This window comes from Streptomyces sp. AgN23 (genome assembly GCF_001598115.1).
Classification (GTDB): Bacteria; Actinomycetota; Actinomycetes; order Streptomycetales; family Streptomycetaceae; genus Streptomyces; species Streptomyces antimycoticus.
This window is the reverse complement of record NZ_CP007153.1, coordinates 761,746-787,960: the sequence shown is the minus strand read 5'-3', so window position 1 is coordinate 787,960 and position 26,215 is coordinate 761,746. Positions and strand designations below refer to the sequence as shown.

At 70.7% G+C, this 26,215-nt stretch carries 27 protein-coding genes; 5 read left to right on the top strand and 22 right to left on the bottom strand.

The genetic code is table 11. From position 1 onward, the window contains the following. Positions 1-123: 123 nt before the first annotated feature. From AS97_RS03585 to AS97_RS03575, 3 genes are all read right to left on the bottom strand, one after another. Positions 124-1,128 (bottom strand): NADP-dependent oxidoreductase, encoded by a 1,005-nt coding sequence (locus AS97_RS03585; protein WP_210564324.1) that lies wholly within the window; start codon positions 1,126-1,128, stop codon positions 124-126. 197 nt (positions 1,129-1,325) lie between these two features. Next, positions 1,326-2,381, bottom strand: a complete 1,056-nt coding sequence (locus AS97_RS03580) for an aldo/keto reductase (RefSeq protein WP_125757910.1) — start codon at positions 2,379-2,381, stop codon at positions 1,326-1,328. A gap of 70 nt (positions 2,382-2,451) precedes the next feature. Then, positions 2,452-3,138, bottom strand: a complete 687-nt coding sequence (locus AS97_RS03575; RefSeq protein WP_086710479.1) for an SDR family oxidoreductase — start codon at positions 3,136-3,138, stop codon at positions 2,452-2,454. Positions 3,139-3,244: 106 nt separating this feature from the next. On the opposite strand from AS97_RS03575, the gene AS97_RS03570 reads away from it, so the two are divergent. Together AS97_RS03570 and AS97_RS03565 are read left to right on the top strand one after the other, a co-directional pair. Next, positions 3,245-3,805, top strand: coding sequence for a TetR/AcrR family transcriptional regulator (locus tag AS97_RS03570; protein WP_059148394.1), 561 nt, complete (start codon positions 3,245-3,247; stop codon positions 3,803-3,805). Positions 3,806-4,041: 236 nt separating this feature from the next. Continuing rightward, a complete protein-coding gene (locus tag AS97_RS03565; RefSeq protein WP_059148393.1) occupies positions 4,042-4,698 on the top strand; it encodes a class I SAM-dependent methyltransferase in 657 nt (218 codons plus the stop codon). 535 nt (positions 4,699-5,233) lie between these two features. Here AS97_RS03565 and AS97_RS03560 read toward each other — a convergent pair. The 17 genes from AS97_RS03560 to AS97_RS03480 form a co-directional block, all read right to left on the bottom strand. Then, positions 5,234-5,434 carry a hypothetical protein gene (locus tag AS97_RS03560; RefSeq protein ID WP_210564323.1) on the bottom strand — a complete coding sequence of 67 codons (201 nt, stop codon included), beginning with the start codon at positions 5,432-5,434 and terminating at the stop codon, positions 5,234-5,236. Beyond that, a complete protein-coding gene (locus AS97_RS03555) occupies positions 5,434-6,522 on the bottom strand; it encodes a hypothetical protein (RefSeq protein ID WP_059148390.1) in 1,089 nt (362 codons plus the stop codon). The genes AS97_RS03560 and AS97_RS03555 overlap by 1 nt, the downstream gene beginning before the upstream one ends. A 6-nt stretch (positions 6,523-6,528) precedes the next feature. Then, complete coding sequence (locus AS97_RS03550) at positions 6,529-7,569, bottom strand: hypothetical protein (RefSeq protein ID WP_210564322.1); 1,041 nt, start codon at positions 7,567-7,569, stop codon at positions 6,529-6,531. Positions 7,570-7,654: 85 nt separating this feature from the next. Continuing rightward, positions 7,655-8,563, bottom strand: a complete 909-nt coding sequence (locus tag AS97_RS03545; protein WP_059148388.1) for a phage tail domain-containing protein — start codon at positions 8,561-8,563, stop codon at positions 7,655-7,657. Position 8,564: 1 nt separating this feature from the next. Then, entirely contained in the window at positions 8,565-9,722 is a 1,158-nt protein-coding gene (locus tag AS97_RS03540) for a hypothetical protein (protein WP_210564321.1), read from the bottom strand. A gap of 14 nt (positions 9,723-9,736) precedes the next feature. Next, positions 9,737-10,339, bottom strand: a complete 603-nt coding sequence (locus tag AS97_RS03535; RefSeq protein ID WP_059148386.1) for a hypothetical protein — start codon at positions 10,337-10,339, stop codon at positions 9,737-9,739. A gap of 30 nt (positions 10,340-10,369) precedes the next feature. Next, the gene (locus AS97_RS03530; RefSeq protein WP_059148385.1) at positions 10,370-10,750 is read right to left on the bottom strand and encodes a hypothetical protein; all 381 of its coding nucleotides are present in this window, start codon (positions 10,748-10,750) and stop codon (positions 10,370-10,372) included. Between the two features lie 14 nt (positions 10,751-10,764). Beyond that, complete coding sequence (locus AS97_RS03525; protein ID WP_059148384.1) at positions 10,765-11,055, bottom strand: hypothetical protein; 291 nt, start codon at positions 11,053-11,055, stop codon at positions 10,765-10,767. Between the two features lie 39 nt (positions 11,056-11,094). Further along, a complete protein-coding gene (locus AS97_RS03520) occupies positions 11,095-11,670 on the bottom strand; it encodes a hypothetical protein (protein ID WP_059148383.1) in 576 nt (191 codons plus the stop codon). A gap of 54 nt (positions 11,671-11,724) precedes the next feature. Next, on the bottom strand, positions 11,725-12,132 hold the full coding sequence (locus tag AS97_RS03515) for a hypothetical protein (RefSeq protein ID WP_059148382.1): 408 nt from the start codon (positions 12,130-12,132) through the stop codon (positions 11,725-11,727). A gap of 163 nt (positions 12,133-12,295) precedes the next feature. Next, positions 12,296-12,493, bottom strand: a complete 198-nt coding sequence (locus AS97_RS03510) for a helix-turn-helix domain-containing protein (RefSeq protein ID WP_037953897.1) — start codon at positions 12,491-12,493, stop codon at positions 12,296-12,298. Then, positions 12,490-12,942: a hypothetical protein gene (locus tag AS97_RS03505; RefSeq protein ID WP_210564320.1), complete on the bottom strand. Its 453-nt coding sequence runs from the start codon at positions 12,940-12,942 to the stop codon at positions 12,490-12,492. Before AS97_RS03505 ends, AS97_RS03510 begins: the two co-directional genes overlap by 4 nt. A 352-nt stretch (positions 12,943-13,294) precedes the next feature. Next, positions 13,295-14,089 carry an SDR family oxidoreductase gene (locus tag AS97_RS03500; RefSeq protein ID WP_059148381.1) on the bottom strand — a complete coding sequence of 265 codons (795 nt, stop codon included), beginning with the start codon at positions 14,087-14,089 and terminating at the stop codon, positions 13,295-13,297. Next, positions 14,067-16,739, bottom strand: a complete 2,673-nt coding sequence (locus AS97_RS03495; protein ID WP_247204214.1) for a glycoside hydrolase family 3 N-terminal domain-containing protein — start codon at positions 16,737-16,739, stop codon at positions 14,067-14,069. The genes AS97_RS03500 and AS97_RS03495 overlap by 23 nt, the downstream gene beginning before the upstream one ends. 179 nt (positions 16,740-16,918) lie before the next feature. Beyond that, on the bottom strand, positions 16,919-17,680 hold the full coding sequence (locus AS97_RS03490) for a GNAT family N-acetyltransferase (protein WP_086710484.1): 762 nt from the start codon (positions 17,678-17,680) through the stop codon (positions 16,919-16,921). A gap of 123 nt (positions 17,681-17,803) precedes the next feature. Beyond that, positions 17,804-18,943 carry an amidase domain-containing protein gene (locus tag AS97_RS03485; RefSeq protein WP_210564319.1) on the bottom strand — a complete coding sequence of 380 codons (1,140 nt, stop codon included), beginning with the start codon at positions 18,941-18,943 and terminating at the stop codon, positions 17,804-17,806. Positions 18,944-19,098: 155 nt separating this feature from the next. Then, the gene (locus AS97_RS03480) at positions 19,099-20,322 is read right to left on the bottom strand and encodes a cytochrome P450 (protein ID WP_079059828.1); all 1,224 of its coding nucleotides are present in this window, start codon (positions 20,320-20,322) and stop codon (positions 19,099-19,101) included. Between the two features lie 175 nt (positions 20,323-20,497). Between AS97_RS03480 and AS97_RS03475 the strand changes: the two genes are divergently transcribed. After that, positions 20,498-21,106, top strand: coding sequence for a TetR/AcrR family transcriptional regulator (locus tag AS97_RS03475; protein ID WP_059148376.1), 609 nt, complete (start codon positions 20,498-20,500; stop codon positions 21,104-21,106). Positions 21,107-21,211: 105 nt separating this feature from the next. On the opposite strand, the gene AS97_RS03470 is transcribed toward AS97_RS03475, so the two are convergent. Continuing rightward, the gene (locus tag AS97_RS03470) at positions 21,212-21,688 is read right to left on the bottom strand and encodes a hypothetical protein (RefSeq protein WP_059148375.1); all 477 of its coding nucleotides are present in this window, start codon (positions 21,686-21,688) and stop codon (positions 21,212-21,214) included. A gap of 240 nt (positions 21,689-21,928) precedes the next feature. Between AS97_RS03470 and AS97_RS03465 the strand changes: the two genes are divergently transcribed. Further along, positions 21,929-23,533 carry a helix-turn-helix domain-containing protein gene (locus AS97_RS03465; protein WP_210564318.1) on the top strand — a complete coding sequence of 535 codons (1,605 nt, stop codon included), beginning with the start codon at positions 21,929-21,931 and terminating at the stop codon, positions 23,531-23,533. Positions 23,534-23,710: 177 nt separating this feature from the next. Here AS97_RS03465 and AS97_RS03460 read toward each other — a convergent pair whose 3' ends face one another. Next, positions 23,711-24,670, bottom strand: a complete 960-nt coding sequence (locus AS97_RS03460) for a DMT family transporter (RefSeq protein WP_210564317.1) — start codon at positions 24,668-24,670, stop codon at positions 23,711-23,713. Positions 24,671-24,880: 210 nt separating this feature from the next. Between AS97_RS03460 and AS97_RS03455 the strand changes: the two genes are divergently transcribed. Further along, positions 24,881-25,900, top strand: coding sequence for a glutathione S-transferase C-terminal domain-containing protein (locus AS97_RS03455; RefSeq protein ID WP_210564316.1), 1,020 nt, complete (start codon positions 24,881-24,883; stop codon positions 25,898-25,900). Positions 25,901-26,215 lie beyond the last annotated feature (315 nt).

Here is a 26,215-nt window from a genome sequence, read left to right as displayed (position 1 = left end):
GCGTGTTCTTGTATGACGACGGTGTGGGGGTGGAGGGGCTCCGCTGCGCACTGATGGCCGTGTCCTAGTCAGGGATGGTGCGAGGTCTTCTCGTTGTCGCAGGAGGTATCGGGGGTCTGCCGCTCACGTCATGGCGACGACGACCTTGCCGGCCTTCGCGCGGCCCTGCTCGAGGTACTCCAGGGCGTGGCGGGTCTGATCGAATGGGAAGACGCGGTCGACGACGGGACGGATCTTCCCGGCCTCGATCAGCGGTGTGAGGTGGCGCAGTTGGTCGCCGCTGGCTTTCATGAACAGGAACGAGTACGTTACGCCGCGGCGCTTGGCGAGGCGCCGGGTTGTGAAGCTCAGCGCGCTCATCACCAGCCGCAGGATCGCGTTCGCTCCCAGGTCGCGGGCGAATGCCGGGTCGGGGGGGCCTGCGACGCCGATGGCCATCCCCCCGGGCTTGAGCACCTGCAAAGACTTCTCGAGCGTCTCGCCGCCGAGGCTGTCCAGGACGACGTCGTAGTCGCGCAGGAGCGATTCGAAAGCCTGCTTCCTGTAGTCGACCACGACGTCCGCGCCGAGTTCCTTCACCAGGTCGGTCTTGGCTGTGCTCGCGGTGGTGGCCACGTGCGCGCCGAGCTGTTTGGCCAGCTGGATGGCGATGGTGCCCAGGCCGCCGGAGCCGGCGTGGATCAGGACCTTCTGGCCTGGTTGCACGTGTGCCCGCTCGACCAGTGCCTGCCAGGCGGTGAGGGCGACCAGAGGAAGGGAGGCGGCCTCGGCCATGGTGAGGTTGGCCGGTTTGACCGCCACGTCGTCCTGGTGGACGGCGATGAGCTCGGCGAACGTGCCGATGCGGTCCTTGCCGGGCCGCGCGTAGACCTCGTCGCCCACCGCGAACCGGGTGACGGCCGATCCCACCCGGACGACGACCCCGGCGAAGTCGTTGCCCAGGACGAGCGGGAGCCGGTACGGGAGGAACGTCTTGAACTCCCCGTCGCGGATCTTGAGGTCCAGCGGGTTGATTCCCGCCGCGTGGATCTGGACCAGCACGTCGTCGGCGCCCACCTGCGGGTCAGGCATCTCCGCGGCGTGCACGCCGGCCTTGTCGCCGTAACGCTCGATCATGAAGGTCTTCATCGTCGTCTCCGTTACCCCTCCCCGTCAGGGACGGGGTCTCTGCTCGCCCTGGGCTCCTCCCAGTACGAGACAGTTGTTCGGTTTGCCCGGGCACCTCGGGGTGCCTGGCCGATGTGGCAGGCGGTCATCACCGGTGCGGCTGCATCGCGGCCTGGGAGAGCGCCGCTGCCGGAATGCAGCCGCACCGGTGAAAGGGGTCAGGCCACCGGCGCGGCCGGGGCGAGGACGCGGCTGGAGTCGCCTCCCTGGATGCCGCCCAGGGAGCCGGCGATCGCCTCATGAGGAACGCCGAGAGGCACCGCGCTGACCTTCGACAGGCGGTCGAAGTGCTCAGGAGCCAGCTGGACGTCGAGAGCGTCGAGGTAACTGTCGAGCTGGGCGAGGTTACGCGGCCCGATGATCGGGACGAGCGAGGTCACGGATCGGGCGGCACGCTCCCGTACCCAGGCCACCGACACCTGGGCCGGCGTCACGCCGGTTTCCTCGGCGACGGCCAGGACGGCGTCGACGACGGTGGTCTTCTGGTCGGTGCTCTCCGTGTGGATGACCGCCCCAAGGTCGCTCAGGCGCCCCTCGGTACTGCGGCGGTACTTGCCGGTGAGGAGCCCGCCTCCCAGCGGTGACCACAGGGCGCCGCCGAGTCCGAGGCTCTCGGCCATCGGCAGAAGCTCGCGGTCGGCGCTCCGCTCGACGAGGCTGTACTCGTACTGAACACCCACGATGGGCGCCCAGTTCCTCAGGTCCGCGAGTGTCACGGCGCGAGAGACACGCCAGGCGGGGAAGTTGGACAGGGCGGCGTGATGGATCTTGCCGGCGCTCACCAGGTCGTCGAGCCCGCGCAGGATCTCCTCCATCGGGGTCAGCTCGTCGGGGAAGTGCACCCAGAGCAGGTCGATGTAGTCGGTACCCAGGCGCTTCAGGCTGGCCTCCACCGACGCGACCATGTTCTTGCGGCTGTTGCCGGTCCGGGAGATGTCCGGCTGCGGCGACGCGCCAAGGGTGACCTTGGTGGCCAGGACGAAGTGGTCCCGGTCGGCGGCGACGAACTGCCCTGTCAGCTCCTCCGACTGGCCGAACTGGTAGGCGTCCGCGGTGTCCAGGAAGGTCCCGCCCGCTTCGGCGAACCGGTCGAAGATCCGGCGCGCCTCGTCCGGCTCGGCGCCGGCTCCCCAGCCGGTACCGAAGTTCGCCGTGCCGAGCGCGTACTCGGACACGCGCAGTCCCGTCCGGTGTCCAAAGGTCGTGTAACGCATCAGGTGTCCTCAACTCAGAAATCTGTAGGAAGAAGGAAGGGATGGGGCAGGTGGTACGGCAGGGCGTGCCTCACGCCGCGTTCGGCGGCGTGGACAGGAGCTGCTTGACGTAGCGGGTGGTCTCGTCGGCAAGGATCTCGGGCAGGGCCGCCTCGATGCCGTGCAGCGCCTGGGCGGCGACATCGGCGGGGTGGACCTTCTGGTCGGCGGGGACTCCGGTGGCCATGTCGGTGTCCATGTAGCCGACGTGCAGCGCCGAGACGGCGATTCCGCGCGGCGCCAGTTCCTCCCGGACCGCGTCCGTCAGCGCCCATGCCGCAGCCTTCGCCGCCGCGTAGGCCCCCATGCCGGCCGGGTGCAGCCAGGACAGCACGGACAGGACATTGAGTACGGCGCCACCGCCATTGCCCTCGATGACCGGCGCGAAGGCCCGGGTGACGGCGAGCGGCCCGAAGAAGTTCGTCTCCATCTCCAGGCGCACGGCGCCCGAAGAGCCCGCGATGAGCGGGGTGGCGGTGGAGATACCCGCGTTGTTCACCAGCAGCGTCGCGTCGGACGCCACACCGGCGGCGGCGCGGACCGATTCCTCGTCGGTCACGTCCAGTCGCAGTGGGACGACACCCGGCAGGTCCACCGTCTCGGGGCGGCGGACTGCCGCGTACACCTTCGCTCCGCGCTCCACGAGCTGTGCGGCCAGATGCCGCCCGAGCCCCCGGTTGGCGCCGGTGACCACGGCGACCGCGTTCTTCAGTTCCATCTGCGCTCCTGATATCAGGGGGCTCAGCCCGCGAAAATAGATTGTGGGTGAAATCTAAATTCGAGTATAGGATAGATGTCGGTCAGCATCCAATCGGGAGGTGGCGATGGGCCGCGTATCACAGGCACAGGCGGAGGAGAACCGGCGGCGGGTCGTTCAGACCGCGTCCCGGCTGTTCCGGGAGCAGGGCACCCACGTCAGCGTCGCCGACCTCATGAAGGCCGCCGGGCTTACCCACGGCGGCTTCTACAAGCAGTTCGCCTCGAAGGAAGCACTCATCGACGAGGCCACCGCCCACGCGTTCGGCGAACTGGCCCGGCTGTACACCGCCGGACTGGACCAGCACGCCGGACAGCACGACGCCGCCCAGCAGGCGCTGATCGGCACCTATCTCTCCGTCGAACACCGCGACAGCCCGGCGGACGGGTGCCCCGTCGCCGCACTCGCCACCGACATGGCGCGCGAGTCCGCGGATCACGAGGCACGCCGCACCTACACCCAGGGAGTGGGCGACTTCGCCGACTGGCTCGCCACCGAGGACCAGGACGGCATCACCCGGCTGTGCACCATGCTGGGCGCACTGGTCCTGGCCCGGGCCACCAAGGGCTCCCCGCTCTCGGAGGAAATCCTCACCGCTGCACGTGCGGCATTGACAGCAGCCGGCTGACCGGGGAGCCGACGCCGGGCCGCACACCGCGGGGACTCCACCTGCCCGTCAGACATCCGCGTACACGACCGCCGCGTAGCGGGCCCGACGATTTGCGCGGATCCACACCTCCCTCGGAACCCATGACCCCCTCTACCGGCGATTCCGTCTCTACCGCGACAGGACATCCACTCGGTGAACCCTGTCGTTCGGTCATTGAGATGACGGGGGCACCAAGATCTTGGTGGGGTGACGGTATGACGACACTGCCGCACCGCGTCCTCGGGGCTCTTGAACAGTTCAATGCCGCCCACCCCTGGGACCACAACGCCCACTACCACCCCTGGATTCTGCGGCACCTCCCCCGACGCTTCGACAGCGCCCTGGACGTCGGCTCCGGCAGCGGCGACCTGGCCAGGCTCTTGGCCAAGCGCGCAAGCACGGTGCACGGCATCGACTCCGACCCGAGGATCACCGCCCAGGCACGCGCGCTGACCCCACCGACATCTCCTGTCACCTTCACGACCGCAGACGCGCTAACCGGGATCCCGGCAGACTCCTACGACGTCATCACGTGCGTCGCCGCGATCCACCATCTGCCGTTCAGCGATGCTCTCACCGTCTTCCGCCGACACCTGGCGCCCGGAGGAACCCTCGTGATTCTGGGGCTGTCGCGTCCGACGACCCCAGGCGACTACCTGCTCGGCACCGCAGCCAGCCCCCTCAACGCCGCCACAGGATGGCTCAAGAACCGAGGCCGCGCGGCACCTCGTCCCGTCTCAATGACAGCCTCGACCCGGCCAGCGGATATGAGCTTCCCCGACATCGTCCGCGAGGCCCGCTCGATCCTGCCCGGCGCACGACTACGCCGTCGGCTGTTCTGGCGCTACACGCTCGTATGGAATCACCATTGATCGCCCCCTCCTTCGGCCACGAACGTGATTTCTGTGAAAGCCAGGTGGTTTGAGAACGCCAACCGTCGACGTTCTCAAACCACCTGCCGCCTCCGCAGGTCAGCGAGCTGCTATCTGCCAGATGCGCTGCGACAGGACAGGAGGCCGAGGGGGCCAGAGGCTGCGCGCGGCTGTCATCCAGCGCGTGCCGTTTCTGCTGCTGGGGCACGGTGATACCGGCCACCATCAGCGCGTTCGTAACAGCGTGGGTCGTCACCCGGGTGCTTCTGCGCAACCGCGGCGCGGGGTGACCCCGGCGGCGGCGCCGGCCGTCCTGCTGTCGGCCCCGGCCATCAACCCGATCGTGCGTTCAACCGCCCCCGTACGGATGGCGACCAGAGCCACGGCGGCGACCAGAGCCACGACTTCGACCAGAGCAATGGTGACGGCCACGGCCACGCGGACGGGGCACGGCGTGTCCCCGCGCCCGAGGACCCCTATCACGACATGGTGACCGGCCCGGGCGGTGGTTGAGCCACCCCGTCGGGGTCGGACGTCAGGGGCCCGTAGCCGTGCCGTCGGGCGCGGGCGGCTCCTCCCCGGAGGCATCCTGGGCCTGCGGCGGTGACGACGGCTCGGTGGCGGCCAGGGCCGTCGGCGTCCCGCCGGGTTTGCTGTTGACGTAGGTGGTGAGCCGGTGCACCTGACGTTCCAGGGCCCTGATCCGGTCCACGATGTCCTCGGGCAGGTTCGCCATCAGTCTGCCTCCTCCAGATACAGATCGGCGGTCTCCGGACGTCCCCGCTCCGGGGCGGTGACCTTGATGCCGACGACGCGGTAGCGGGCGTCCAGCCCCTCCGAGAACCACACGTCCTTGATGCGCAGCCGCACGGTGGTGCCGAGCAGCGCGGGGGTGGTGCCCGAGCCGAGGCGGATCCGCACCGAGGGGATGACCACCGTGCCGCGCAGGGCGGCGAGTTCGGACCGGGCGAACGCGTCGAGCGTCGCCTTGTCGGTGACATTGCTGTGGTCGGACGAGGTGTCCAGGCGGGGGAACCCGGCGGCGAGGAGATCCTCGGCCACCTGTTCCCCGGACATCACCGGGCCGCCCGCCCCGCCGTCCGGGGTACCACCCCTGGCCCGCGCGGTCGTCCCGCCGCGCGTGGCATCGCGGGGGAAGGAGTACGACAGCACATCGCCCGGCAGATCCAGCATCACCGGCTGGCTGCCCACCCGGATCGTCGGAGAGCCCAGCTGGAGCAGTCTCACCCGCCGCCCGGTCACGGGATCCCGGTACACCGTGATCCGGTGCTCGAAACCCGGTTCCATCGCCGCGAGTTGCCCGATCGCCTCCTCCACCAGGGTCTCGTCACCGTCGCTGTAGGCCACCGTACGGGCCGCTGTGGGGGCGGTCGGCTCGTATTCCACGCCGATGTGGCCGCCCTCGGACCCCTGCATGTAGTCCCACAGCCGGCGGACGATCTCCAGATGGTCGAGCGCGGTGAAGCTCAGATTCGCGCGGATGTAGCGACGGCCCGCGTAGGAGTCGAAGGTGGCCGCCTGAAGCCCGACGGTGGTGAGGCCCCGGTCGTCCGTGGCCGGGGTCAGCGTCCAGACGATGCCACCCCAGCAGACCTCGTCACCCCGCTCCAGATAGACGGCGGTACGCCCCTCCACCAGCTCCCGGACCCGCCGGGCCATCCGGGTGTCGGGCACCGGAATGGTCGCGGTCAGGGAGCCCGGCTTGCCGAGGTAGTCGTCGTACTCCACCTCTCGCAGGGGCAGTACATCGATGGCCTGGTCGGTGCGCAGATCGGTGAAGACGGCGCGATAGCGGGCGTCCACGGCGCCTCACGCCACCGGATCGACGCGGATGAAGCGATCGTCGAAGTGCACCCGTGTCCCCGTGATGGAGGAGCGGTAGGCGGCGGTCGCGGTGTAGACGGCGCCCGGGGTGAGGTTCCCCACCGGGAAACAGGTGGAGATCGAGGCCCGCCCGGCACCGAAGAGGGCCGCCGCCCGGTCGTCGGACGGGGCGAGCACCTCGGTGCCGCCCTGCGTCCTGAGCCGGAACGAGATGTACGCGGTGGCGTCCCCGTCGGCAGCCGTGAAGGCGCCGAGGGTGAGGGACACCCACCGGGACGCCGGGGCGGTGAAGGTGGCGGTGAGCGTGGCGACGGTGTCGGTGAGCATCTCCTGATAGGTGGCGGAGGTGGTGGCTCCCCAGTCCGCCGTGTGCCGGAGCACGCTGTCCGGAATGTACTTCGCCCACTGGGTGCCGTCCCAGCGCTCCAGCCGCCCGCCCGCGTCGCGGTACTGGCCGATGTACGCGCCGTTGTGCGGCGCGCCGCCCGCCGCGGGGACGATGCCGCCGAGCGCCGCGGTGTAGCGGCGGCGGTCCGTGATGGCGGAGGCCCAGGTGATGCCCTTGGCCGCGGACGCCCCGGCGGGGACGGCGATCTCGTAGAGAAGCTCCGCGTTCTTGGGCACGGCGGGTGCGGTGGGGGAGCCGGCCGGGGTGCCCTGAAGGAGTTCCAGGGCGGCCTCGTACGTGCCGGAGCCGTCGTAGTCGGTGTCGTAGACCCGTACCACGAGCGCGTCCACACGGGCCAGGCTGGAGTGCCCATCGGCGACGGTCAGCAGGGTGTCGGAGTCGACGGTGACCGGATAGCCGCCCTGTGATCCGGTGGAGGTTCCCGGGATCCACACCTGGCCCGGGGAGAGCTTGGCCTGCATACCGGTGGCGGCGGTGCCGGTGAGCTGCAGCCCGCCGAATACGCATCCCGCTCGGGTCAGCAGCGGTCCGGCGGACGCCATGCCGAGGCTGACAGCCAGCCGGGTGTCCTCGCGGGTCTGGCCGGTGGGCAGATGCCAGGCGGAACGGACGGTCATAAGACGGCTCCCACGGTCATCGGAGAACTCCTTGTGGTCGTACGCGGTTCAAGGATCGGAGCGGACGATGGGGCGGCGCGGCGCCTCACCACTCGGCGCGGCGCCAGGTGATCGTGGCGGTGGCGCCCTCCCCTCCCGACGCCGCGCGGAAGGACAGCTGAGAGGTCCCTGACGGCAAGGTGAACGACTCCTCCGGGGCGCTGCCGGGCGTGGCGGTGTGGCGGCGCGACGCGGTGACGTTGAACATCACGGTCCCCTCGGCGGTGTCGACGACGAGTTCGTCGTCCGGGGCGAGGGTGATCGCGTACTCCAGCCAGTCGCCGCTGGTCCGGTTGGCCAGCCGTGGCCGGGTGCACGGCCCGGTGAAGGCGATCACCGGATGGGCGGGTGCGCTGCCGTCGTTCCGCACCGCGAGATCGCCGGTGGAGCTGGGGGCGCCCCAGGCCAGCGGCCAGCTGAGCGGCCAGGTCAGCCCCGCCTCGGGCTGGGGGAGTCCGGCGGTGTCCCGCCGCCCCACCGCCTCGTAACGGCGAGGGTCGGACGCCTTCCACTGGAGTGTCATCTTGGCGAGCCGGCTCGCGGCGAACTGCCGGTCGGTGGGGACCACGCGCTGGGTGACCCGGGCCCGTACGGCCAGCGTCTCGCCGTGCAGGCGTACGGCCAGCCACTCCTCCTCGTCGCGTACGGCGGTGGCGGCGCGCAGGGTGCGCAGCGCGTCCCGCACGGCCTCCGGCCCGGCGGCCGGATCGGGTGCGAACCACACCTGCGCGGTGACGGTACGGGCCTGCGCCCACTGTGAGCCGGGCCAGCCGCCGTGACCCACCGGGCGGTCCGCGTCGGAGGTGTCCAGCGCGGGCAACTCCTCCCAGCCGGTGAGTCCTTCGGCGGCTATCCAGTAGTCGGTGCCGGGGCCCATGAGAAGCCCGGCCCACTGCACCTGCCCGTCGGTGGTGATGAGCGGCCCTGGTTCGGTGGCGCTGGTCTCGTCCGCCATGTCACCCCCTCGCCTTCATCAGGAACATCAGATCCTCGGCGGTCTGCCGGGCGCTGCCGCCCGGGGCTTCGTGGTAGTGCTCGATGACGAATCCGCCGCCCGGCCCGCCGGATCCCGCCAGGGCGGGCGCGGGCCCGGTGCGGGTGAGCAGGGTGCTCAGCCGGTTCAGCGGCAGTACGGCCTCGGCCTGCCCGCCCTCGGCGAGCAGCGCGAGCGTGCCACCCGGGCGCGGCAGCACGATGCCGCCCTGGGCGAGCGTGGGGATGGTGGGGATGTTCACCCCGAACGACCGGCCGCCGATCCCCGGCACCCATGAGGGCACCGAGACCTTGACCTGGTTCAGCGCGCCGATCGCCCGGTTGACCAGCCCGATCACCCCGTTGAGCGGCCCGCGCACGGCCCCGAGCACAGCGCTGAACGCACCACGGACGATGCCCGCCAGCCCGCTGAAGGCGCGCTGGATACCGTTACGGGCGGAGCGGAAGGCGCCCGGGATCCGCTCCGAGAAGAAGGACAGCAGGGGCCGGACCACGGCCATGATGGCGTGGATGACCGTGGTGATGATGGTCTTGTAGATGGTGAAGTACGTCTTCACGACGGTCCAGATGACCTTCAGCACGACCGTGAACGCCGCCTTGATGCCGTTCCAGGTCGTCTGGACCACTTGTTTCGCCGCGCGCATGGTGGAGCCGATGACCTGGCCGATGATCCTGAAGGCCGCCTGGACGATGCGCTGGACCGTCTTGGACTGCATCGCCATGTCGACGAGCTTCATGATCAGTGGCATCAGCAGCGCCATGATGGCCCCGAACACGTTCGACTTCATGGCGGTGTTGAGGCCCTTCTGGGCCGTTGTCACCCCCTGGAGCCCCGTCTTCATCCGCCCCATCAGCCCACCCCCGGTGGCCGCGCCGCGGCCGGCGGCGGTCATGGAGCGGCCGCTCTTGGCGACGCTGCGCTCGGCGGCGTTGGCCTCTCGCTGCAGCGTGCGCATCGAGTTGGCCGACTTGTCGAAATCGCCCTTGATCCGGCCGACGGCGGAGCCCGCCTGCGTCGCGGTACGGGCGAATCGGGAGACACTGGTATCGGTCTGGCCCACGGTGCTCCGCAGACCGCGGAAGCCGGAGACGGACCGGTTGAGCGCTTGTGCCAGTGACATGGGCGGCCTCCTCCTCAGCCGAGAGCCCTGACGAGACCGTTCAGGCGTCGCTCCAGCTCGTTGATGGCCCGGCTCGCCTCATTGATGTCCCGCACGTTCGACACCCGCCCGGCCGGTGTGGGGCCGCGGGCGTTGCTCGCGGCCGTGCGCTGCCGCCGGAGGGCGGCCTCCGCCTTCTGCAGCGCGTCCTTGCCCCTTCGCAGGGCTTGCTGGCTGTCCCGCTCGGCCTTCTCGGCGATCGTGCGGACGGAGGTGATCTCCGTGCGGACGCGGAGGATCGTCCGGGCCAGTGAGGTCCGCGTCGCCGCCACCCGCTGCTTCACGGCGGTGACGGACGACTTGATGCCGTCGATGGTCTGCCGTGCCTCCCGCTCGGCGCGTCTGTCCTTGAGGAATTCCTGCAGGTTGAAATCCGTCCCCGCCAGCTTGAAGGAGTAGGTGGCGAGGTTGGCTTCGCCCTTGAACGCCGTGGCCTCGAGTTTGAGCGCGTTGGCCTCGGAGTTGATGAGCGTCATCGCCTCCTGGTGCAACTGCTTCTGGAACCCCGTCCAGTAGCGGTTGAGCCAACTCGCCACGACCGCCTCGGCGACCTTCGTCGCCTCGTCACTGATTCCCACGCACCCTCCCAGGGGCTCGAACGGACCGTTTCACCCGAAGAACCGCGCCAACTCCGCCCCCGTCGGCGCGTGGCCGTCGCCCGGGCCGTCGGACGTATCGGCGGTCTCGGCCCCCGGCCTCGGGACCGGTACCGGCGCCTCCGGCGGGTCCGCGTACTCGTCGCGGTTGGCCGACGCGAACATCCAGTTGGCGATTGCCAAGTGGTCCACGACCGCGGCCAGCAGATGGTCCGTCAGTCCCCATTCCGCGGCCTCGCCCTCCCGCGTCCGTACGAATGCCGAGTCCGGCGGAAGGTGGCGCACCAGGACCGCGAGGCGTCGCGAGGACAGCGCCTCGCGGTGCCAGTCGAGCAGGTCGACGCCGTAGTACCGCAGCAGATCGGCCTCCAGCGCCTCGGCGTGCTCCTCCACGAGCGCGCCGAGGCTCAGCCTTCCCCCACGCCGAGCCCGGTGTCCTGCCCGTACGCCTCGAGGATCGCGGCGATGTCCTGCACGCTCACCTCGTGTTGGCACAGCCGCTGGTAGCCCTCCTCGCCCATGAGGAGGGCGAGCAGCCCGTCCAGGTCGTTGTCCTTGAGTTCGGCCAGCGTGTGCGCCGAGCGGCGGGGGATCTCGGTGGGCAAGGAGAACGTCTCCCCGTCCACCTCGAAGTCCCAGGTCAGGCCCAGCGCTTCCAGTCGCTGGGCGCGGGCGGCGTTGACGTTGAACGCAGCCATGGCGGCGGCTCCTTCGCGATCGACGTGGCGGGGTGGGGGTCAGGATCCGGCGAACGCCGGGTCGTTCATCAGCCAGGTGGCCAGCGGGGTGTCGTTGTCCACGGCCAGTGCCGTGAAGGTGACCCCGAGCCGGACCGCGGCGGTGCGGGTGAGCTGGAGCTCCTCGGTCTCGGTGACCTGGCCGCGGCGGAGGACGAACCGGTACGTGATGACATCGCCGTCGGCGAACTCCACGCCCAGCATCCGCTCGTCCTTCTTCGGCTCGGCGGCGAGTTCGTAGCGGTACACCTTGGACTCGGCCTCCGTCTCCGTCACCACGGCGCCGCCGAAGAAGAACGGCAAGGTGTCCTCGTTGAGCTGGAGCAGCTGGAACTTCACGGTCAGGTCGCGGTCGGAGTAGACGAAGCGGGCCGGGCTGACCGACTGCCAGGTGTCCACCGGGTCGATCTTGTCCTTCTTGTTGAACTTGATGCCGTCGGTGGTGGTGTAGCCGAGGTCCTTCCAGCCCGCCGCCCACGCCGTGGAGACATCGGCCGGGACGGTGGTGCCGAGCGGGGCGGTGAGGATGCGGCCGGTGCCCGCGACGCGGATCTCATTGGGGTTCATTCCGGGCATGCGATTGCTCCTTGTGGCGTGATGATGAGGGCGAACGGTCGGCGGTGACGTGGCCTACGCCGGGCGGATGGAGAGCCGGGCCGTGGACACATAGCGGCTGGCTGCGGCGTGCAGGTAGTCGGGCAGCCACCGGGGGCCGTCCACCTCGGAGACATCGGTGACACAGGCGGTGCCGAACGTGGTGCCACGCACGGTGAACAGCGCCGTACGGGCGGCCGTGGCGACGGTGTGGGCGGTGGGCTTGTCCGGGCCGTACACCTCGAGGTCGACCAGCGGCTGGTCCAGATGGATGTCCTCGACCCAGACGCCACCGGCCCGCGAGATCAGCACGGCCTTCTGGGTTCCGTCGAAATCCGGCGGGGTCCGGTTGTCCACGAGTACCCCGGCCAGTTCGGGGCGGTTCTTCAGATGCTCGACGACGAGGCGTTCGACGTCAGAAAAGATCACCAAGGGCTCGGTCATGCGCGCACTCCTTGCTGTGGTCAGGGCTGCGCACAGCGAAAAGCGGCGGGGCCGTGGCCCTCCAGGGGCACAGCTCCGCCGCTGGCACCAAGTGTGATGCACCGGATGCCCATTGACAACCACTTGTCGTCACTTATGCCGAGATGACCATGGGGCCCGCAGGTCACGTACGTCGTCGTGTGGCCCGCTCGGCCGCGAACACATCCTCCAGCCGATAGAGAAACGCCTTGCCCTGACGCCCCGCGGGCCGCAGATGCTTCAGCTGTACCCACTTGCGGATGGTGGCCGGGGTGACGCCCACCTCCACGGCGGCCACTGCTGCGGTCAGCAACGGATACTCGGGCGCCTGTGTGGTCCTCATCGGCTCACCGCCACGACGGTGGAACCTCCGTTCAGGGCGGCGGTGATCTCCTCCAGGACGACCGCGCCGCCGACCGCCAGCTCCGCCCACTCGCCCTCCGGCCAGGAGTGCCGATGTGCCCGGTCCGCATGGCAGCCGCACGCGGTGTGCGGGCAGCGGCAGCCGGGGTTGATGCACAGCACCGCCCGCCGCCGCGGAAAGGCCCGCAGCGAGACCGAGGCACACAGCGGGCACCGGCCGCGCAGCCGGACCACGGGCTCGGCGTCCCCGAGGGTGCCCGAGCAGCGCCGCGCCATTCCGCTGACCTCGTCCAGCAGATGGCGCATCAGCGACGGGTCGGCCTCGACCCGTTCCAGCAGCTCCGCGAGACGGGCCAGTCTGACCTCGACCGTTCCCCTGCCCGTGGGCGGCAGCCCGAGCCGGTCGTGCACGGCCTCCTCCAGTTCCACGACGCCGTCCGTGATGTCGCGTACGGTGTCGGAGACCCGCAGGCGTAACGGCTCCGAAGGCCCGCGGCGGTCGGCGCCTCCCCGCGGTCGGCCGAGGCCGGAACGGTGCGGGGAGGGCGCCAACTCCGATTGCAGCTCGGGGAATTGCCGTCTCAGAACGGTGATCCAGTGGCTCGCTCTGATGCGGTCAGGATGCGCAAGTGCGTCATTGCTCAACAGAACCCCCCAGGTTGTCTGCTTCTTCGCTCCCTAGGGACCCCCGGTCCACGCGGAACGGTTCCCACCGGAAGGGCGCGCGGAAGCAGGGATCGGGGGCTCCGAAGCAGGCGTCAGGAAGGCGCTGGGGCGGGTGTCAGGGGAGGATCGAGTCGACGTAGCCGCCGTCGGCACGCACGGCTCCGCCGGTGGTGGCCGAGGCGAGCGGCGAGCTGAGGTAGACCGCCATGTTGGCGATCTCCTCGGGCTCGATCAGCCGCTGGATCAGCGACTGCGGCCGGTACTTGGCCATGAACTCCCGCTGGGCCTCCTCCCAGGGCAACTCCGGGTCCACCAGCTCGTACACGAAGTCCTCGACGCCGCCGGTGTGGGTCGGCCCGGCGATCAGCGAGTTGACGGTGACGCCCGTACCGGCGGCCTCCTTGGCGAAGCCGCGGGTGACCGCGAGCAGCGCGGTCTTCGACATCCCGTAGTGGATCATCTCGGCCGGGATGACGACGGCGGAGTCACTGGCCACGTTCAGGATCCGGCCCCATGCGCGGTCCTTCATTCCGGGCAGCAGGCTCCGGATCATCCGGACGGAGGCCAGGACGTTCACCTCGAAATAGCGCCGCCACTCGTCGTCGCTGATCTCCAGCGCCGGAGTGGTCCCGAAGATGCCGAGGTTGTTGACCAGGACATCGACGTCCGGCACGGCCCCGGTGACCTCGCGGGCGCCGTCCTCGGACGTGATGTCGCCGGGGGCGGGAATGAACGAGCCGCCCTCCGTGTGCTCCTCCAGCTTCTGGATGGCGGCCTCGACGGACTCCTGCCGGCGCCCGTTGACGGCGACTCGGGCGCCCGCCCGCGCCAGGCCGGCGGCGATGGCGAATCCAATGCCCTGCGTGGAGCCGGTGACCAGGGCGGTCCTACCGGAAAGGTCGATCTGCACGGCGCTCCTTCGTCGATGCCTCAATGCTTGCGTGCGCCATTAGTTGCACGCGCGCCATACTAGCGTAGCCGTCCTCTGCGAAGGCGGCCACGGCGGACGAGACTTCGGCCACGGCTGACGGGGCTTCCGGCCACGACCGGCCTAGGCCCCCGTGGCGGACCTCGATCCGTCCTCGCAGCCGCGGATCGCGGGAGGAGGAGCCCACTTCCACGGTCCGGCGCCCGGTGCCCAGCACCCAGCCCTGGCGTTCGGTGTCCCAGGAGGACAGCGTCCGGGCGGCCACCCGCACGGTCACCTGCCGCGCCTCACCGGGCCGCAGATGGACCCGCCGGAATCCGGCCAGGGCCCGTTCGGCCTGGTCGAGCGGCAGCTCGGGGGAGGGCCCCACATACACCTGGGCCACCTCCGCCCCGGCCCGCCGCCCGGTGTTGCGCACGGTGAAGACCGCCTCCAGCCCGCTTCCGCGTCTTCGCAGCCGCAGCCCCGCATAGGCGAAGGTGGTGTACGACAGGCCGTGGCCGAAGGGGAAGAGCGGCCGTACGTCCTCGGCGTCGTACCAGCGATAGCCGACCCGGATGCCCTCGGAGTACTCCTCACGGCCGTTCACCCCGGGGTAGCGCCGGGGGTCCTTGGCCATCGGATGGCGGTCGTCGGAAACGGGGAAGGACTGGGTGAGCCGCCCACTGGGGTTGGCGTCGCCGAAGAGCAGTGCGGTGGTGGCGGCGGCGCCCTCCTGCCCCGGGTAGTACATCTGGAGGACCGCGCCGGTGCGGTCCAGCCAGGGCATCGACGTGCACGAGGAGGTGTTCAGGACCACGGTGGTGCGCGGGTTTGCCGTGGTGACAGCAGCGATCAGCGCGTTCTGATGGCCGGGCAGCGCGATGGTGGTGCGGTCCCTGCCCTCGGTGGCGTCCTCGTGGGCGAAGAGCACCACACTGTGCGCTGCGCGGGCGGCGCGCACGGCCTTGTCGACATCGGCGGCGCGAGTGGCGGAGGTGGTGCGGCGCAGCCGGAAGGTCAGCCCTTCCCCGCCGCCCTTGGCGGTGACCTTCAGCCGGTGCTTCCCCGCCGTCAGCGCGACGGCCGCCCGGCGCACGGCGAGCCCGTCCGGGGCGGCGCTGAGAAAGCCACCGGTGAAGTACTCGCCCAAGCCGGGCCGGAACGGGAACAGCTCCTCGCCGTCCAGCAGGACCTTCGGGCGGCCGGCGGGCGGGCCGCTGAAATGCAGGACGAACGTCCACTCGTCGGCCTCGGCGACGGTGAGGGTGCCGTCGTGGCTCCAGCTCTTCCCCGCCGCCACTTTCCGCTCCTCCAGCCCGGTGGCCGGGGAGAGCGCGGCGGCGGGCAGCTTCTTGCCGAACACATCCTCGCCCAGGGCGTACTCCACCCGGGCCCCCTTCCCGGCGCGCTCGCGCATCGCCTCCAGCGGGCTCGCGGCGTGGTCGGGGACCACATGGGCGCTGCCACCGCCACTGACGAAGGGGATGGAGCCGGCGGGCCCGACGACGGCGATCGACCGGGCGGCGGGCCCGGTCAGCGGCAGTGTTCCGTGCTCATTGCGCAGCAGGATGCCGCCCGCCGTCGCGACCTTCAGCGCGGTGCGGGCCCCGGCCCCGGGGTCCCGGCCGGGCCGCGGCGGGGCGCCGCCGTCCAGCAGGCCGAAGCGGTCCATGACGGTCAGGACGCGGCCGGCCGCGCGGTCCACCTCGGCCTCCGGTACGGCCCCGTCGGCCACCGCCCTGAGCAGGGCGGCGCCGAAGTACTTGCTGTCGGGCATCTCCATGTCGAGCCCGGCGCCGAGGGCCGCCGCGGTGCTGTGGGCGGCGTGCCAGTCGGTCATCACCCAGCCGTCGAAGCCCCAGTCCTCGCGCAGCACGCCCGTCAGCAGTGGCTCGCTCTCACCGGCGAAGGCCCCGTTGACCTTGTTGTAGGCGCCCATGACCGCCCCGGCGCCCGCCCGTACGGCCGCCTCGAAGCCGGGCAGCTCCGTCTCCCGCATCGTCCGCTCGTCGACGACGACATCGATCGATTCGCGCTCGTGCTCCTGGTTGTTCAGGGCGAAGTGTTTGACGGTGGCGATCAGGCCCTCGCCCTGGATGCCACGCACTTCCTCGGCCACCAGCTCGGAGGCGAGCAGGGGGTCCTCGCCGAAGGTCTCGAAGTTGCGCCCGGCGTACGGGGCGCGGATGAGGTTGACCATGGGGGAGAGCAGCACATCCTGGCCCAGTGCGCGGCCCTCGCGCCCGATGGCGCGCCCGTACTCCCGCGCCAGGGCCGGGTCGAAGGCGGAGGCGAGCAGCACCGGCGCGGGCAGCGCGGTGGCCCGCCGGGCGACCCGTACGCCCGCGGGCCCGTCGGCGAGCCGCAGTGGGGGAATGCCGAGCCGGGGGACACCGGGGGTGTAGCCCGCCTGCCCGAGGCTGTGGGGGTCCTTCGCGCCGTGCAGCAGCGAGACCTTCTCCTCGAGCGTCATCCGGCCGATGAGCGTGTCCACCCGGGAGGCGGGACCACTCGCGGGACCGGGCGCGGCTCCGGGGCCGGAAACGCGCTCGGCCGCGGCCGCCGGCCAGCCGCCCCCACCGGTGGCGGCGACGGCCATCGCCCCTCCCAGGAAGGACAGGGCGGAACGTCGTGACAGGGCGCCCGGCATGGCGTCACTCCATCTCTCGCGGCTCGAAGACGTGTGTGTACGCAGGCGTGCTGACGTCGCTTCGGCGTCCGTCGGGTGAACACCGTGCGGACATCACATCACGGGGTCGGCCGCTGGCCGGTGTGCGCCGGGTTTCGGGATCGAGGTGTCGGGCTCAGCGCGTGGCGGAGGTGTCGGGCTCAGCGCGTGGCGATCCGCGCGGCCACGCAGAGGTCCTCGTTGCGGTAGCCGAGGCGGGTGTAGAGCCGTTCGGCGGGGGCGTTGTCGGCGAGCTGCCACAATGTGCAGAAGCCGTGCCGGCGTACGGCGTACCGGGTGAGCCACGAGGTCAGCGCCGCGCCGAGGCCCTGGCCGCGCTGCCGGGCGTCGGTCGCCACGGACGCCATCAGCGGGGCGCCGCTGTCCCGCAGGCTGCTCAGGGCGCCGCAGGCCACCAGCCTCCCGTCCTCGCCCCGGATCCCGGCCCACAGGCTGATACCGGAGGAGCCGGGGCCGGTCGAATGCGCCGGGCTGTGCTCCCGGAGGAAGGCCAGCAGCTCCTCATGGTGGCGTTCGCCGAGCTCGACCACCCGCTCCTCACCCGGATGGACGGGCGGCTCGTCCGGTGTCCAGCGGAAGACCCAGTCGACCACATCGGCGATCGGCAGATGGCGGGCGACCAGGGCGCCGGTGCCGCGGGGACCCGTGAACTCCTTCACATCGTCGGGAAGGCGCTGTGCCGCGCCCAGCACCAGCCCGGCGGCGGCCACCGGCTTCCCGACACTCCACACATGGCCCCGGGAGCCATCGAGCCAGGCCACGGCCCCGGGACCGGACCAGCTGAGCCGGTCGGCCGGGCGTCGGCGCGCCGCGCCGAAACGCAGCAGGGCGGAGCCCGGGCGGTCCTCCAGGCCCTGGGTGAACAGATCCGCGGTGCGGGGAGGGAACGTCGTGGACTGCATCACTTTCGGAAGGGTGAGGAGAAGGGGAGGGACGGCCCACTGTGACATACCGCCCCTGGCCGGGGGCAAATGCGATGGACCCTGCCCAGGAGGGGCGGGGTCCACGGTCACGGGGAGGCCCGATCAGGTGCGGTAGGCGTAGTACGCCGAGGTCGGATACGAGGCGATGATGCTGGCCACGGACTTCCGGTAGGTGTTGACCGAGTGGTAGGTCAGATACGGGACCCCGCTGGAGCTCCGGTAGGTGACGACCATGGTGTGGTCCTTGGACCCGTCCTTGTCGAAGTCCATCTGCATGACGTCGCCGACGCCCATGTAGTAGACGTTCGCCAGGTTGGTGGCGCGCTTGGCGTCCAGCGTGAACCACGACCACTCGTTGGCGCCCACCCAGGACGTCGACTGGTACGAGGTGTCGTACCACCAGCTGCGGTAGTCCTCGGCGTCGCCGGACGTGTTGGCCCAGCCGCCCGCCTTCAGAGCCTGGCTGACGAAGTTGGTGCAGTCGCCACCGGCCTCGTTGAACTTCCGGTAGGCGGGGTTGTAGTTCTGCCAGTACTTCTCGGCGTACGAGGCCATCGCCGCGTAGTTGTAGCTTCCCGCGGGCTTCGTCTGCTGCCGGGACGGCACCGAGATGGCGGCGGGCGTCGCATCGGGCAGGGCCGTCGTCCTGGCCGCCGCCACCGGCGCCGTGGCGGGCTCGTTGACCGCCAGCGGGCCGTGGTCGGTCGAGGTGAGGCCGGTCAGCTGCCACTTCCCGTCCGCGGTGGCGGCGAAGCTCAGCCGGTGGTGTGCCTGGAAGCCGGTCGTCGCGGGCTCGTCGCCGCGTATCTTCTTGTAGGCCAGCGTCGTGGTCTCGGTGGCCTGGACGGTGGCGCGCCCGGCCTCGACCCGCACCCGGTCCACCGCCACCCGGGTGTCGGCGGATGTGTACGCCTCGCCCAAGGACGCGAGCCGCGCCTTGCGGGTGCGCAGCGCGGACAGCGCGGTGTCCTCGGTCCGGGTCTGGCCGGCCGACAGGCGGACGTTCTTCTCGGCGAGCGGGGCGGCGCGCCGCACCGACTCCTTGGTGTCCAGCAGCGCCGCCGTGCGCTGGGTCAGCACCGCGTCGGCCAGGCGCCCGAAGGACCGTGCGGTCGCGGTGTCCACGGTGCCGGCCGCCGCCGGGCTCTCCGCCGCGCTCGCGGCGGAGGCGGGCAGGACCACGGCGGACAGGGCCGCCGTCAGCACGGCCCCCACGGCGGATCTGAAGGTCGTTGACTTCACGTGTATTTCCCCTCCACACCCCCGGCCCGGACGAGCCGGAGTCACCGAATCATCACATGAACCCCGTGTGCGTGGAGGTCATGTGATGATTTCGGCTGTGCGGAGACCGGGCCCGTCCGGCGCCGTGTGCGAAGGCCGGATCCCGCCCGGCGTTGTCACCAGGTGACGGGCAGCTCATGGGCTCCGTAAATGATCATGTCGCTGCGCATCCGGACCTCCTCCGGGGGCACGGCGAGCCGCAGCCCCGGGAACCGGCGGATCAGTCCGCGGTAGCCCGACACCAGCTCGATCCTGGCCAGATGCTGCCCGAGACACTGATGGATGCCGTATCCGAAGGCCAGATGGCTGCTGCGGGGACGCCCGACGTCGAGCGTGTCCGGGTCGTCCACCAGCGCCGGGTCCCGGTTGGCCGCCGGGACCGAGACGGCCACGGACTGGCCCGCCTTGATGGTGACACCGCCGACGACCACGTCCTCCAGCGCGATGCGGACCGGGAAGGCGTTGACGATGCTGAGGTAGCGCAGCAGCTCCTCGACGGCCGTCGGAAGGAGCGACTCGTCGGCCCGCAGCCGCTCGAACTGCTCGGGCCGGCGCAGCAGGGCGAAGGTGCCGAGGCTGAGCATGTTGGTGGTGGTCTCGTGGCCGGCGATCAGCAGCAGCCCCGCGATACCGCCGATCTCCATGTCATTGAGCTCGTCGACGGCGGTCAGCAGGGAGATCAGATCGTCCTGCGGCTCCTTGCGCTTGGCCTCGACCAGTGTGCGCAGGAAGTCGTCGAGTGCGGTCTTCCCGGCGACGAACTCCTCATCGGTGCGGTCCTGGCGGAGCAGCCGCGCGGCGACGGTCTGGAAGAACTCCCGCTCCTCGTACGGCACACCGAGCATCTCGCAGATCACCAGCGAGGGGATGGGCAGGGCGAAGTGCCGCACCAGATCGGCCGGTTTACCGGCCGCCTCCAGCGCGTCCAGCTGGTTGGCAACGATGTCTTCGACGCGCGCTTCCAGCTCGCGCATCCGCCGCACCGTGAAGTAGCGCGTGAGCTGCCCCCGGTAGTGGCCGTGCTCCGGCGCGTCCATGGCCAGGAATGACCCCGCCCCGCTGCTGCGGTCCCGGCGGATCGACTCGGGGACCTTCCGCATCGTGTCGTCGCCACGCCAGCGCTCGGCGCTGAACCGGGAATCCCGCAGCACCTCCCGCGCCTCGTGATATCCGGTCACCAGCCAGCCTGCGCTGCCGCCGGCGAACCTCAGCGGGCTGATCGGTGGCCCGGTGAGCAGCGCACGCGCCGGGTTGACGTAATCGTCCCGCTCGTTCGGATACGAAGGGAGGTCGTGGAGGTCTCGGAGGTCGTCATGGGTCGTGGGCATCGGAGCGTTCACGATGGCTCTCCTTCGTGATTCCTCGAACTTTCCGGGGGCGAACGTCCCGGAGCCGTCGGCCGCGGCTTTCAGTAGGGAACGCTACCGATAGGGTTCCCTACTGAACAGGGGGACGGATCGGCTACCGTACGGATCTGGCCAGGTTTCCGAACAACTGGAGGAGAGGGGCACACCGATGCCGCCGCAGCGGTCAAAGACCGTGGAAGCGCTGATCGTCGGGGCGGAGCGGGCGTTCTCCGAACGCGGCTTCCACGGGGCCTCGATCGGATACATCTGCCAGTGCGCGGGCAGGACCACCGGGGCCTTCTACTCCAATTACGACAGCAAGCTGAAGCTCTTCCTCGATGTCTTCCGGCGGCACAGCGACCGCACGGCCGACTACATCCAGGAGCGGATCGCCGAGATGGACACCGGACGGGATCTGGCCCCCCAGCTCGCCCGGACCTTCGCCGAGATCTTCAATGGCGAGCACCTGGACGCCCGGTGGGTCTTCATCCACCTCGAATTCCGGCTGATGGCGCTCCGGGACGGCGATGCCGCCGCCGCGCTGGTGGAACACGAGAAGAGGTTCAGCCGCCGCATCGGCACCATGCTGGACGGGCTGTTCGATCGGGCCGGGCACCGGCCCGCCCTGCGCGGCACCGAACTGGCCACGCTGCTCGGCGCGATGACACGCGGCATCAAACTGGACCGGGGCATCTACGCGATGGGCGGTGTCGACGACCCGCTCTCGGCCGACCAGGTGGCGAGCGCGCTGGAGGGCCTGTTCCGCTCGGTGGACTGAGTCCGTGGCCACGTCACGCGCGTCGTCCTCCGCTCGGCCACCGCGGCCATGGGGAGGCCACGGCGGCCGTTGCCCGCCTCGCGGTGGCCTGTGCGTGCCTGAAGGTCAGCCCGCCCGGCGGAAGCTGTCGACGGGACCGCCGAAGCCGCCCTCGGGGCCCTTCCAGTTGATCGCCAGGGCGTCGTCGCCCTTCATCCCCACGGTGCCCTCGCCCCGGCCGCCGTCGCTGCCGCCCTTGCACGACAGGGTCAGGGAAGGCTCGTCCTCGGCGCCCTTCTGGCCGGACTTCAGCGTGCCGGTGCAGTCGAGCTTCGGCCCCTTCGCCGTGACTTTGCCGTCCGCGATGGTGAGGGTCGCCAGGGCGTCGTCGGACTTCGCCGCCACGATGGACTTCCAGGACCCGGCCGAACGCTCGATGATCGTGCCCTGGGCCGCCGGGCTCGAGCTCGGCGACTGCTGGGCGGTCTGGGTGGCTTCGCCGCTCGGCTTCGATTCCTTCTTCCCGTCGTCACTGTCTCCGCAGCCGCTGACGACAAGACCGACGATGACCGAAGTGATCGCCATGTGCACTGCCTTGCGCACGTGATCTCCTTTTCCCCGTTCAATTGGGCACGTCAACCTAACAGCCCCGCCGCGCCCCCTACGCACCGCCCTGGCCTGCGCGGACACCTCCCCATCCGCCACGCCCGCCTCGCGGAACCGGCCCGATGTCCCCAGCACTTCACGAGGTCCCGTGAACCGGTCATAAAGTACGGCGGGTGCGCGGACCGCCGATCGGTCCGCGCGGTATGGCGCACCGCGGGGGTGGGGAGGAGCACTGCTGTGGAGGCACGGGCGCACACCGGGCGGCTGGACGAATTGCTGCACGAGGTGCGGCGGCAGATGAGCCGGGGGGCCGGGGCGGATCCGCGGGCGGTTCTCGACTGGCTGGGACCGCAGATCGACGCCGATGTCGCGCTGGTCGGGAGCGCGGGTGCGGTCGAGACCGCCACGGCGCGCTTTCCGCGCCAGATCCTGCCCTCGCTCAAGCCGACGCTGTCCCGGCTGGCCGGTGGTCAGATGGCCGCGGCGGTCACCGAGAGCGGCGCCTTTCAGGTGCGTCTGGAGGCGCTCGGCCCCCGCGCGCCACGCCCCGTCCTGGTGGTGGCCGGTACCTCGGCGCCCACCCGCGAAGCGGCGTCGCTGGTCTCGCACGCCGGGAGCCTCATCGCGCTCCTGGACCGGGCGCAGGACGCGGACACCACCTTCCTCGGCTATCAGCACAAGGCGCGGCAACTGCGGTTCGCCGTGTTCAGCGCTCTGCTGGCGGGAGACCTCACCCTGGCCCGCCGGATGACCACCGGCGCGGTCCCCGCGTTGCTGGACGCCGAGCGGCTGCGTGTCTATCTGCTGCACTGCCCCTCGGAGGACCGGGACCGGCTGGCGCAGACCTACCAGGACGGATCGGGCTACCACGGCACGGGTCTGATGGTGCACTGCCCGGCCTTCGAGGAACACCTCATCTGTCTCGTAGCCGACGGGTCTGCCGACGAGTCCGCCGACGGGTCCGACAACGAGTCCGCTGACGAGTCCGCCGACCAGGCCACCGCTGAGGTGGACCGTGAGGCCGCCGACGTTTCGGGCCGCGTCTTTGCCGACGGCCCCGAAGTGACCCAAGGCCAGGGCACGGTGCTGCGCCGCCTGGTGCGGGACAACCCGCAGTACGCACTGGGCATCAGCAGCCCGTATCCGCTCGGCGCGACGGCCGAGGCGTACGGGCAGGCCCTGCACGCCCTGGCCGCCGCGCGCCATACGCCCGAGCGGATGGCCGCCTATCTGGGCCGGACACCCCTGGTGCCGCTGCTGCCCCATACGGAGGCAGGCACCTGGGCCCGCGCCCTGCTGCGGCCACTGGGATCCACCCCGAGGGCCACCCTCGACATCACCCGGCTCGCCGTCACCTTCCCCCGGTCCGCCGTGGCCCGGCTGCTGGACATCAGCCGCAACACCGTCTCCCACCACCTCAGCCGGGTGGAGGCTACCCTCGGCCTGGACTTGGGCGATGTGCGCACCAGGGCCGCCCTCGACCTGGCCTTCTGCCTGGCCGGAGGGCAGCCGGACGGCGGTTTCGGCGCCGAGCGCGGGCGGCCGGAGCCCACTTTGGACGAGCTCTTCCGCACCGAGCCCGCACACGCCTGGGCGCGGGAATTCCTCCGCCCGCTCCAGGACACCCGTGGCCGCGATCTGTACGCCACCCTGTGCGCCTGGATCGACGCGAACACCGACGCCCAGCGGACCGCCCGCCATCTCGGTCGCAGCCGGAACACCGTCCGGGCCCATCTGCGGGCCGCCGAGCACCTGCTCAGCCGTGACCTGCTCACCACCGGCTCCGGGATCCACGACCTGGTGCACGCCCTGCACATCATCGGGCTCCAACCGGTGGACTGACTGCGCACCGTGCACATATCACAGGCGCGCGATGCGCACCGTGCACCGTTGCCCGCCCCGGTGATCCGCTTTACCGTCACTCCTGCCGCGCAGCGCGGGAACGAAGCTCCGCCTCCCAGCGTGGCGCCGGTCTGTATCACCACGAGGGGAGTGATGCAGGCCGGCGCCGTACGGTGCTCACAGCTCCGAGGGCTTCTTTCCCGCGGTGGGCGCGGTGCCGACTCGGGGGCGTGCCGGTCCACGTCCCCGGGCGACGGCGAGCACCGCACCCGAGAGCAGCACCAGGGCGCCCAGCGCCTGCAGGCCGCCGAAGGACTCGCCCAGGAAGAGCATGGCGCACCCGGTGTTGATCACCGGGACCATGAACATCATCAAGGACGCGGACGCGGGACCCACCGCGCCCACTCCCCGGTAGTAGAGGAGATTGGCGACGGCGGCCGGGCCGATGGCGAGGAACACCACGTTCAGCCAGAGGCCGGCCGGTAGCCCGCTCCAGTGCGTCTCACCGAGATCGGGTGCGGCGACCGCCGCCAGCAGCACCGCCCCCGCACATGTCGCGTAGGTCGTGGCGCGCAGCGGATCGACACCGGCCAGCACCCGGGGCCCGATGAGCGTGTACGCGGCCCAGCACACCGCGCTGAGCAGATAGAGCAGATCGCCCGACAGCCGGGTGGCGCCGCCGTGCGCGCTGCCGCCCGCGCCGAAGAAGAACACCACCGCCCCGGCGAGCCCGAGCACGAGCCCCGCCAGCCGTGCTCCGGAGGGCCGGTCACGGCCGGTGACCAGGAGAAAGGCGCTGGTGAGCACCGGGCTCAGGACGGGGATGAGGATTCCCGCGTCGAGCGAGGGCGCCAGCGACAGCCCCCAGAAGAAGAAGCCGTTGTAGGCGAACACCCCCAGCAGGCCCGCGAGCGCGGCTCGCCCGCCGTCGCGCGCGGAAGCCGGGGCGGCCGGTCTGCCGAAGAGTGCCACGGCCGTCAGCAGGGCGACCGCCCCGCCGCCGAAGCGCAGCAGCGCCGCCACGGTGTGCGGCATCTGGGCGACCACCGACTTGGAGCTGGAGAAGGCGCTGCCCCACAGCAGCATGGTGATGGTGAGCAGGAGATACGGGCTCTTCCAGCCCTTGTTCTCAGGCATGCCCCGACCCTGGCCCCCGGCCCGGCCTCCGGTCTTGAACGCTGGTGCGCCGGCGCCCCCGTAGCGCCGCCCTGTCCGATCGGTGAGGAATACCCCTTCCCGGGGCGTGGAACCGAGTAGGTGTCACCCGTGGCGCACACGCCTCGGAGGGCAACCGTGACACGGACCGTTCACGACGGTTCCCGCTTCGGAAGGTGGTAGGTGGTCCCGTTGAACACCGCTGACCAGGAGACACCCAGCGAGCGCAAGGAATTCCGCCGATCCGGGCCGCACTTCGCCGACCGGATCACCGCCGACGGCCGGGACGGCTGGCCGGTGGAGGCCGGGCGCTATCGGCTGGTGGCCAGCCGGGCCTGCCCGTGGGCGAGCCGGGCGCTGATCTCACGGCGGCTGCTCGGCCTGGAGTCGGCCCTCTCGCTGGCCATCACCGATCCCATCCAGGACGAGCGCAGCTGGCGCTTCACCCTGGACCCGGGGGGCCGGGACCCGGTGCTGGGCATCGCCTTCCTCAGTGAGGCGTACGACGCTCGCGAGACCGGATATCCGGGCGGGGTGAGCGTGCCCGCGGTCGTGGACGTCCCCAGTGGAGTGCTGGTCACCAACGACTTCCACCGGATCACCGTGGACCTCGCCACCGAATGGACCGCCCTCCAGCGCGAGGGCGCCCCGGAGCTGTACCCCGAGGAGCACCGCGACGAGATCGACGACGTGGCGGAGGGGATCTACCGCGATGTGAACAACGGTGTGTACCGGGCGGGCTTCGCCGAGCACCAGAACACCTACGAGGATGCGCACCGACGTCTCTTCGTCCGCCTCGACGAGCTGTCCGAGCGGCTGTCCACGCGCCGCTATCTGGTCGGCGACACCATCACCGAGGCCGACATCCGGCTGTTCACCACGCTGGTCCGCTTCGACGCCGTCTACCACGGCCACTTCAAGTGCAACCGCAACAAGCTCAGCGAGGATCCGGTGCTGTGGGCCTACGTCCGTGACCTCTTCCAGACACCGGGCTTCGGGGACACCGTCGACTTCGACCACATCAAGCGCCACTACTACCGGGTGCACACCGACATCAACCCCACCGGCATCGTTCCGCTCGGTCCCGATCTCTCCGGCTGGCTGACCCCGCATCACCGTGAGGAGCTGGGCGGGCGCCCGTTCGGCGACGGCACCGCACCCGGGCCGGTGCCGGACGGCGAGGTGGTGCCGGAGGAGGGCCGGGCGGCCTGAAATCGCACATGTCGTATTCCCGTGCCATCCCGCCCTCGCATGCGGCCTTGTTCGCCCGGTCTTCAAGTGATCGGCACACGTGTTACACAGACGCCATGTGTGCCACCCGCTTCATGCGCCACCTCGGCCCCGGCGCTGGCGGTCCGACCCGAAATGACGCGCGTCGCATCGCCCGAGCAATGCCATGCCACGTGAGGTCGGTGGCCATTCTGTGAGGGAACGGCGCCGATGACGTGCGCGGGTGTGTCCGCCGTGTGATCTGAAAGTGGCGGAATGCCCGGTTCCGGACCGTGGGTGATTCGCCGCGTGGCGGGC

Coding starts and splice junctions, on each gene's coding strand:
- AS97_RS03585 (WP_210564324.1), bottom strand. CDS start 1,128: ATGAAGACCTTCATGATCGAGCGTTACGGCGACAAGGCCGGCGTGCAC.
- AS97_RS03580 (WP_125757910.1), bottom strand. CDS start 2,381: ATGCGTTACACGACCTTTGGACACCGGACGGGACTGCGCGTGTCCGAG.
- AS97_RS03575 (WP_086710479.1), bottom strand. CDS start 3,138: ATGGAACTGAAGAACGCGGTCGCCGTGGTCACCGGCGCCAACCGGGGG.
- AS97_RS03570 (WP_059148394.1), top strand. CDS start 3,245: ATGGGCCGCGTATCACAGGCACAGGCGGAGGAGAACCGGCGGCGGGTC.
- AS97_RS03565 (WP_059148393.1), top strand. CDS start 4,042: ATGACGACACTGCCGCACCGCGTCCTCGGGGCTCTTGAACAGTTCAAT.
- AS97_RS03560 (WP_210564323.1), bottom strand. CDS start 5,434: ATGGCGAACCTGCCCGAGGACATCGTGGACCGGATCAGGGCCCTGGAA.
- AS97_RS03550 (WP_210564322.1), bottom strand. CDS start 7,569: ATGACCGTCCGTTCCGCCTGGCATCTGCCCACCGGCCAGACCCGCGAG.
- AS97_RS03545 (WP_059148388.1), bottom strand. CDS start 8,563: ATGGCGGACGAGACCAGCGCCACCGAACCAGGGCCGCTCATCACCACC.
- AS97_RS03540 (WP_210564321.1), bottom strand. CDS start 9,722: ATGTCACTGGCACAAGCGCTCAACCGGTCCGTCTCCGGCTTCCGCGGT.
- AS97_RS03525 (WP_059148384.1), bottom strand. CDS start 11,055: ATGGCTGCGTTCAACGTCAACGCCGCCCGCGCCCAGCGACTGGAAGCG.
- AS97_RS03520 (WP_059148383.1), bottom strand. CDS start 11,670: ATGCCCGGAATGAACCCCAATGAGATCCGCGTCGCGGGCACCGGCCGC.
- AS97_RS03515 (WP_059148382.1), bottom strand. CDS start 12,132: ATGACCGAGCCCTTGGTGATCTTTTCTGACGTCGAACGCCTCGTCGTC.
- AS97_RS03510 (WP_037953897.1), bottom strand. CDS start 12,493: ATGAGGACCACACAGGCGCCCGAGTATCCGTTGCTGACCGCAGCAGTG.
- AS97_RS03495 (WP_247204214.1), bottom strand. CDS start 16,739: ATGCCGGGCGCCCTGTCACGACGTTCCGCCCTGTCCTTCCTGGGAGGG.
- AS97_RS03490 (WP_086710484.1), bottom strand. CDS start 17,680: ATGCAGTCCACGACGTTCCCTCCCCGCACCGCGGATCTGTTCACCCAG.
- AS97_RS03475 (WP_059148376.1), top strand. CDS start 20,498: ATGCCGCCGCAGCGGTCAAAGACCGTGGAAGCGCTGATCGTCGGGGCG.
- AS97_RS03460 (WP_210564317.1), bottom strand. CDS start 24,670: ATGCCTGAGAACAAGGGCTGGAAGAGCCCGTATCTCCTGCTCACCATC.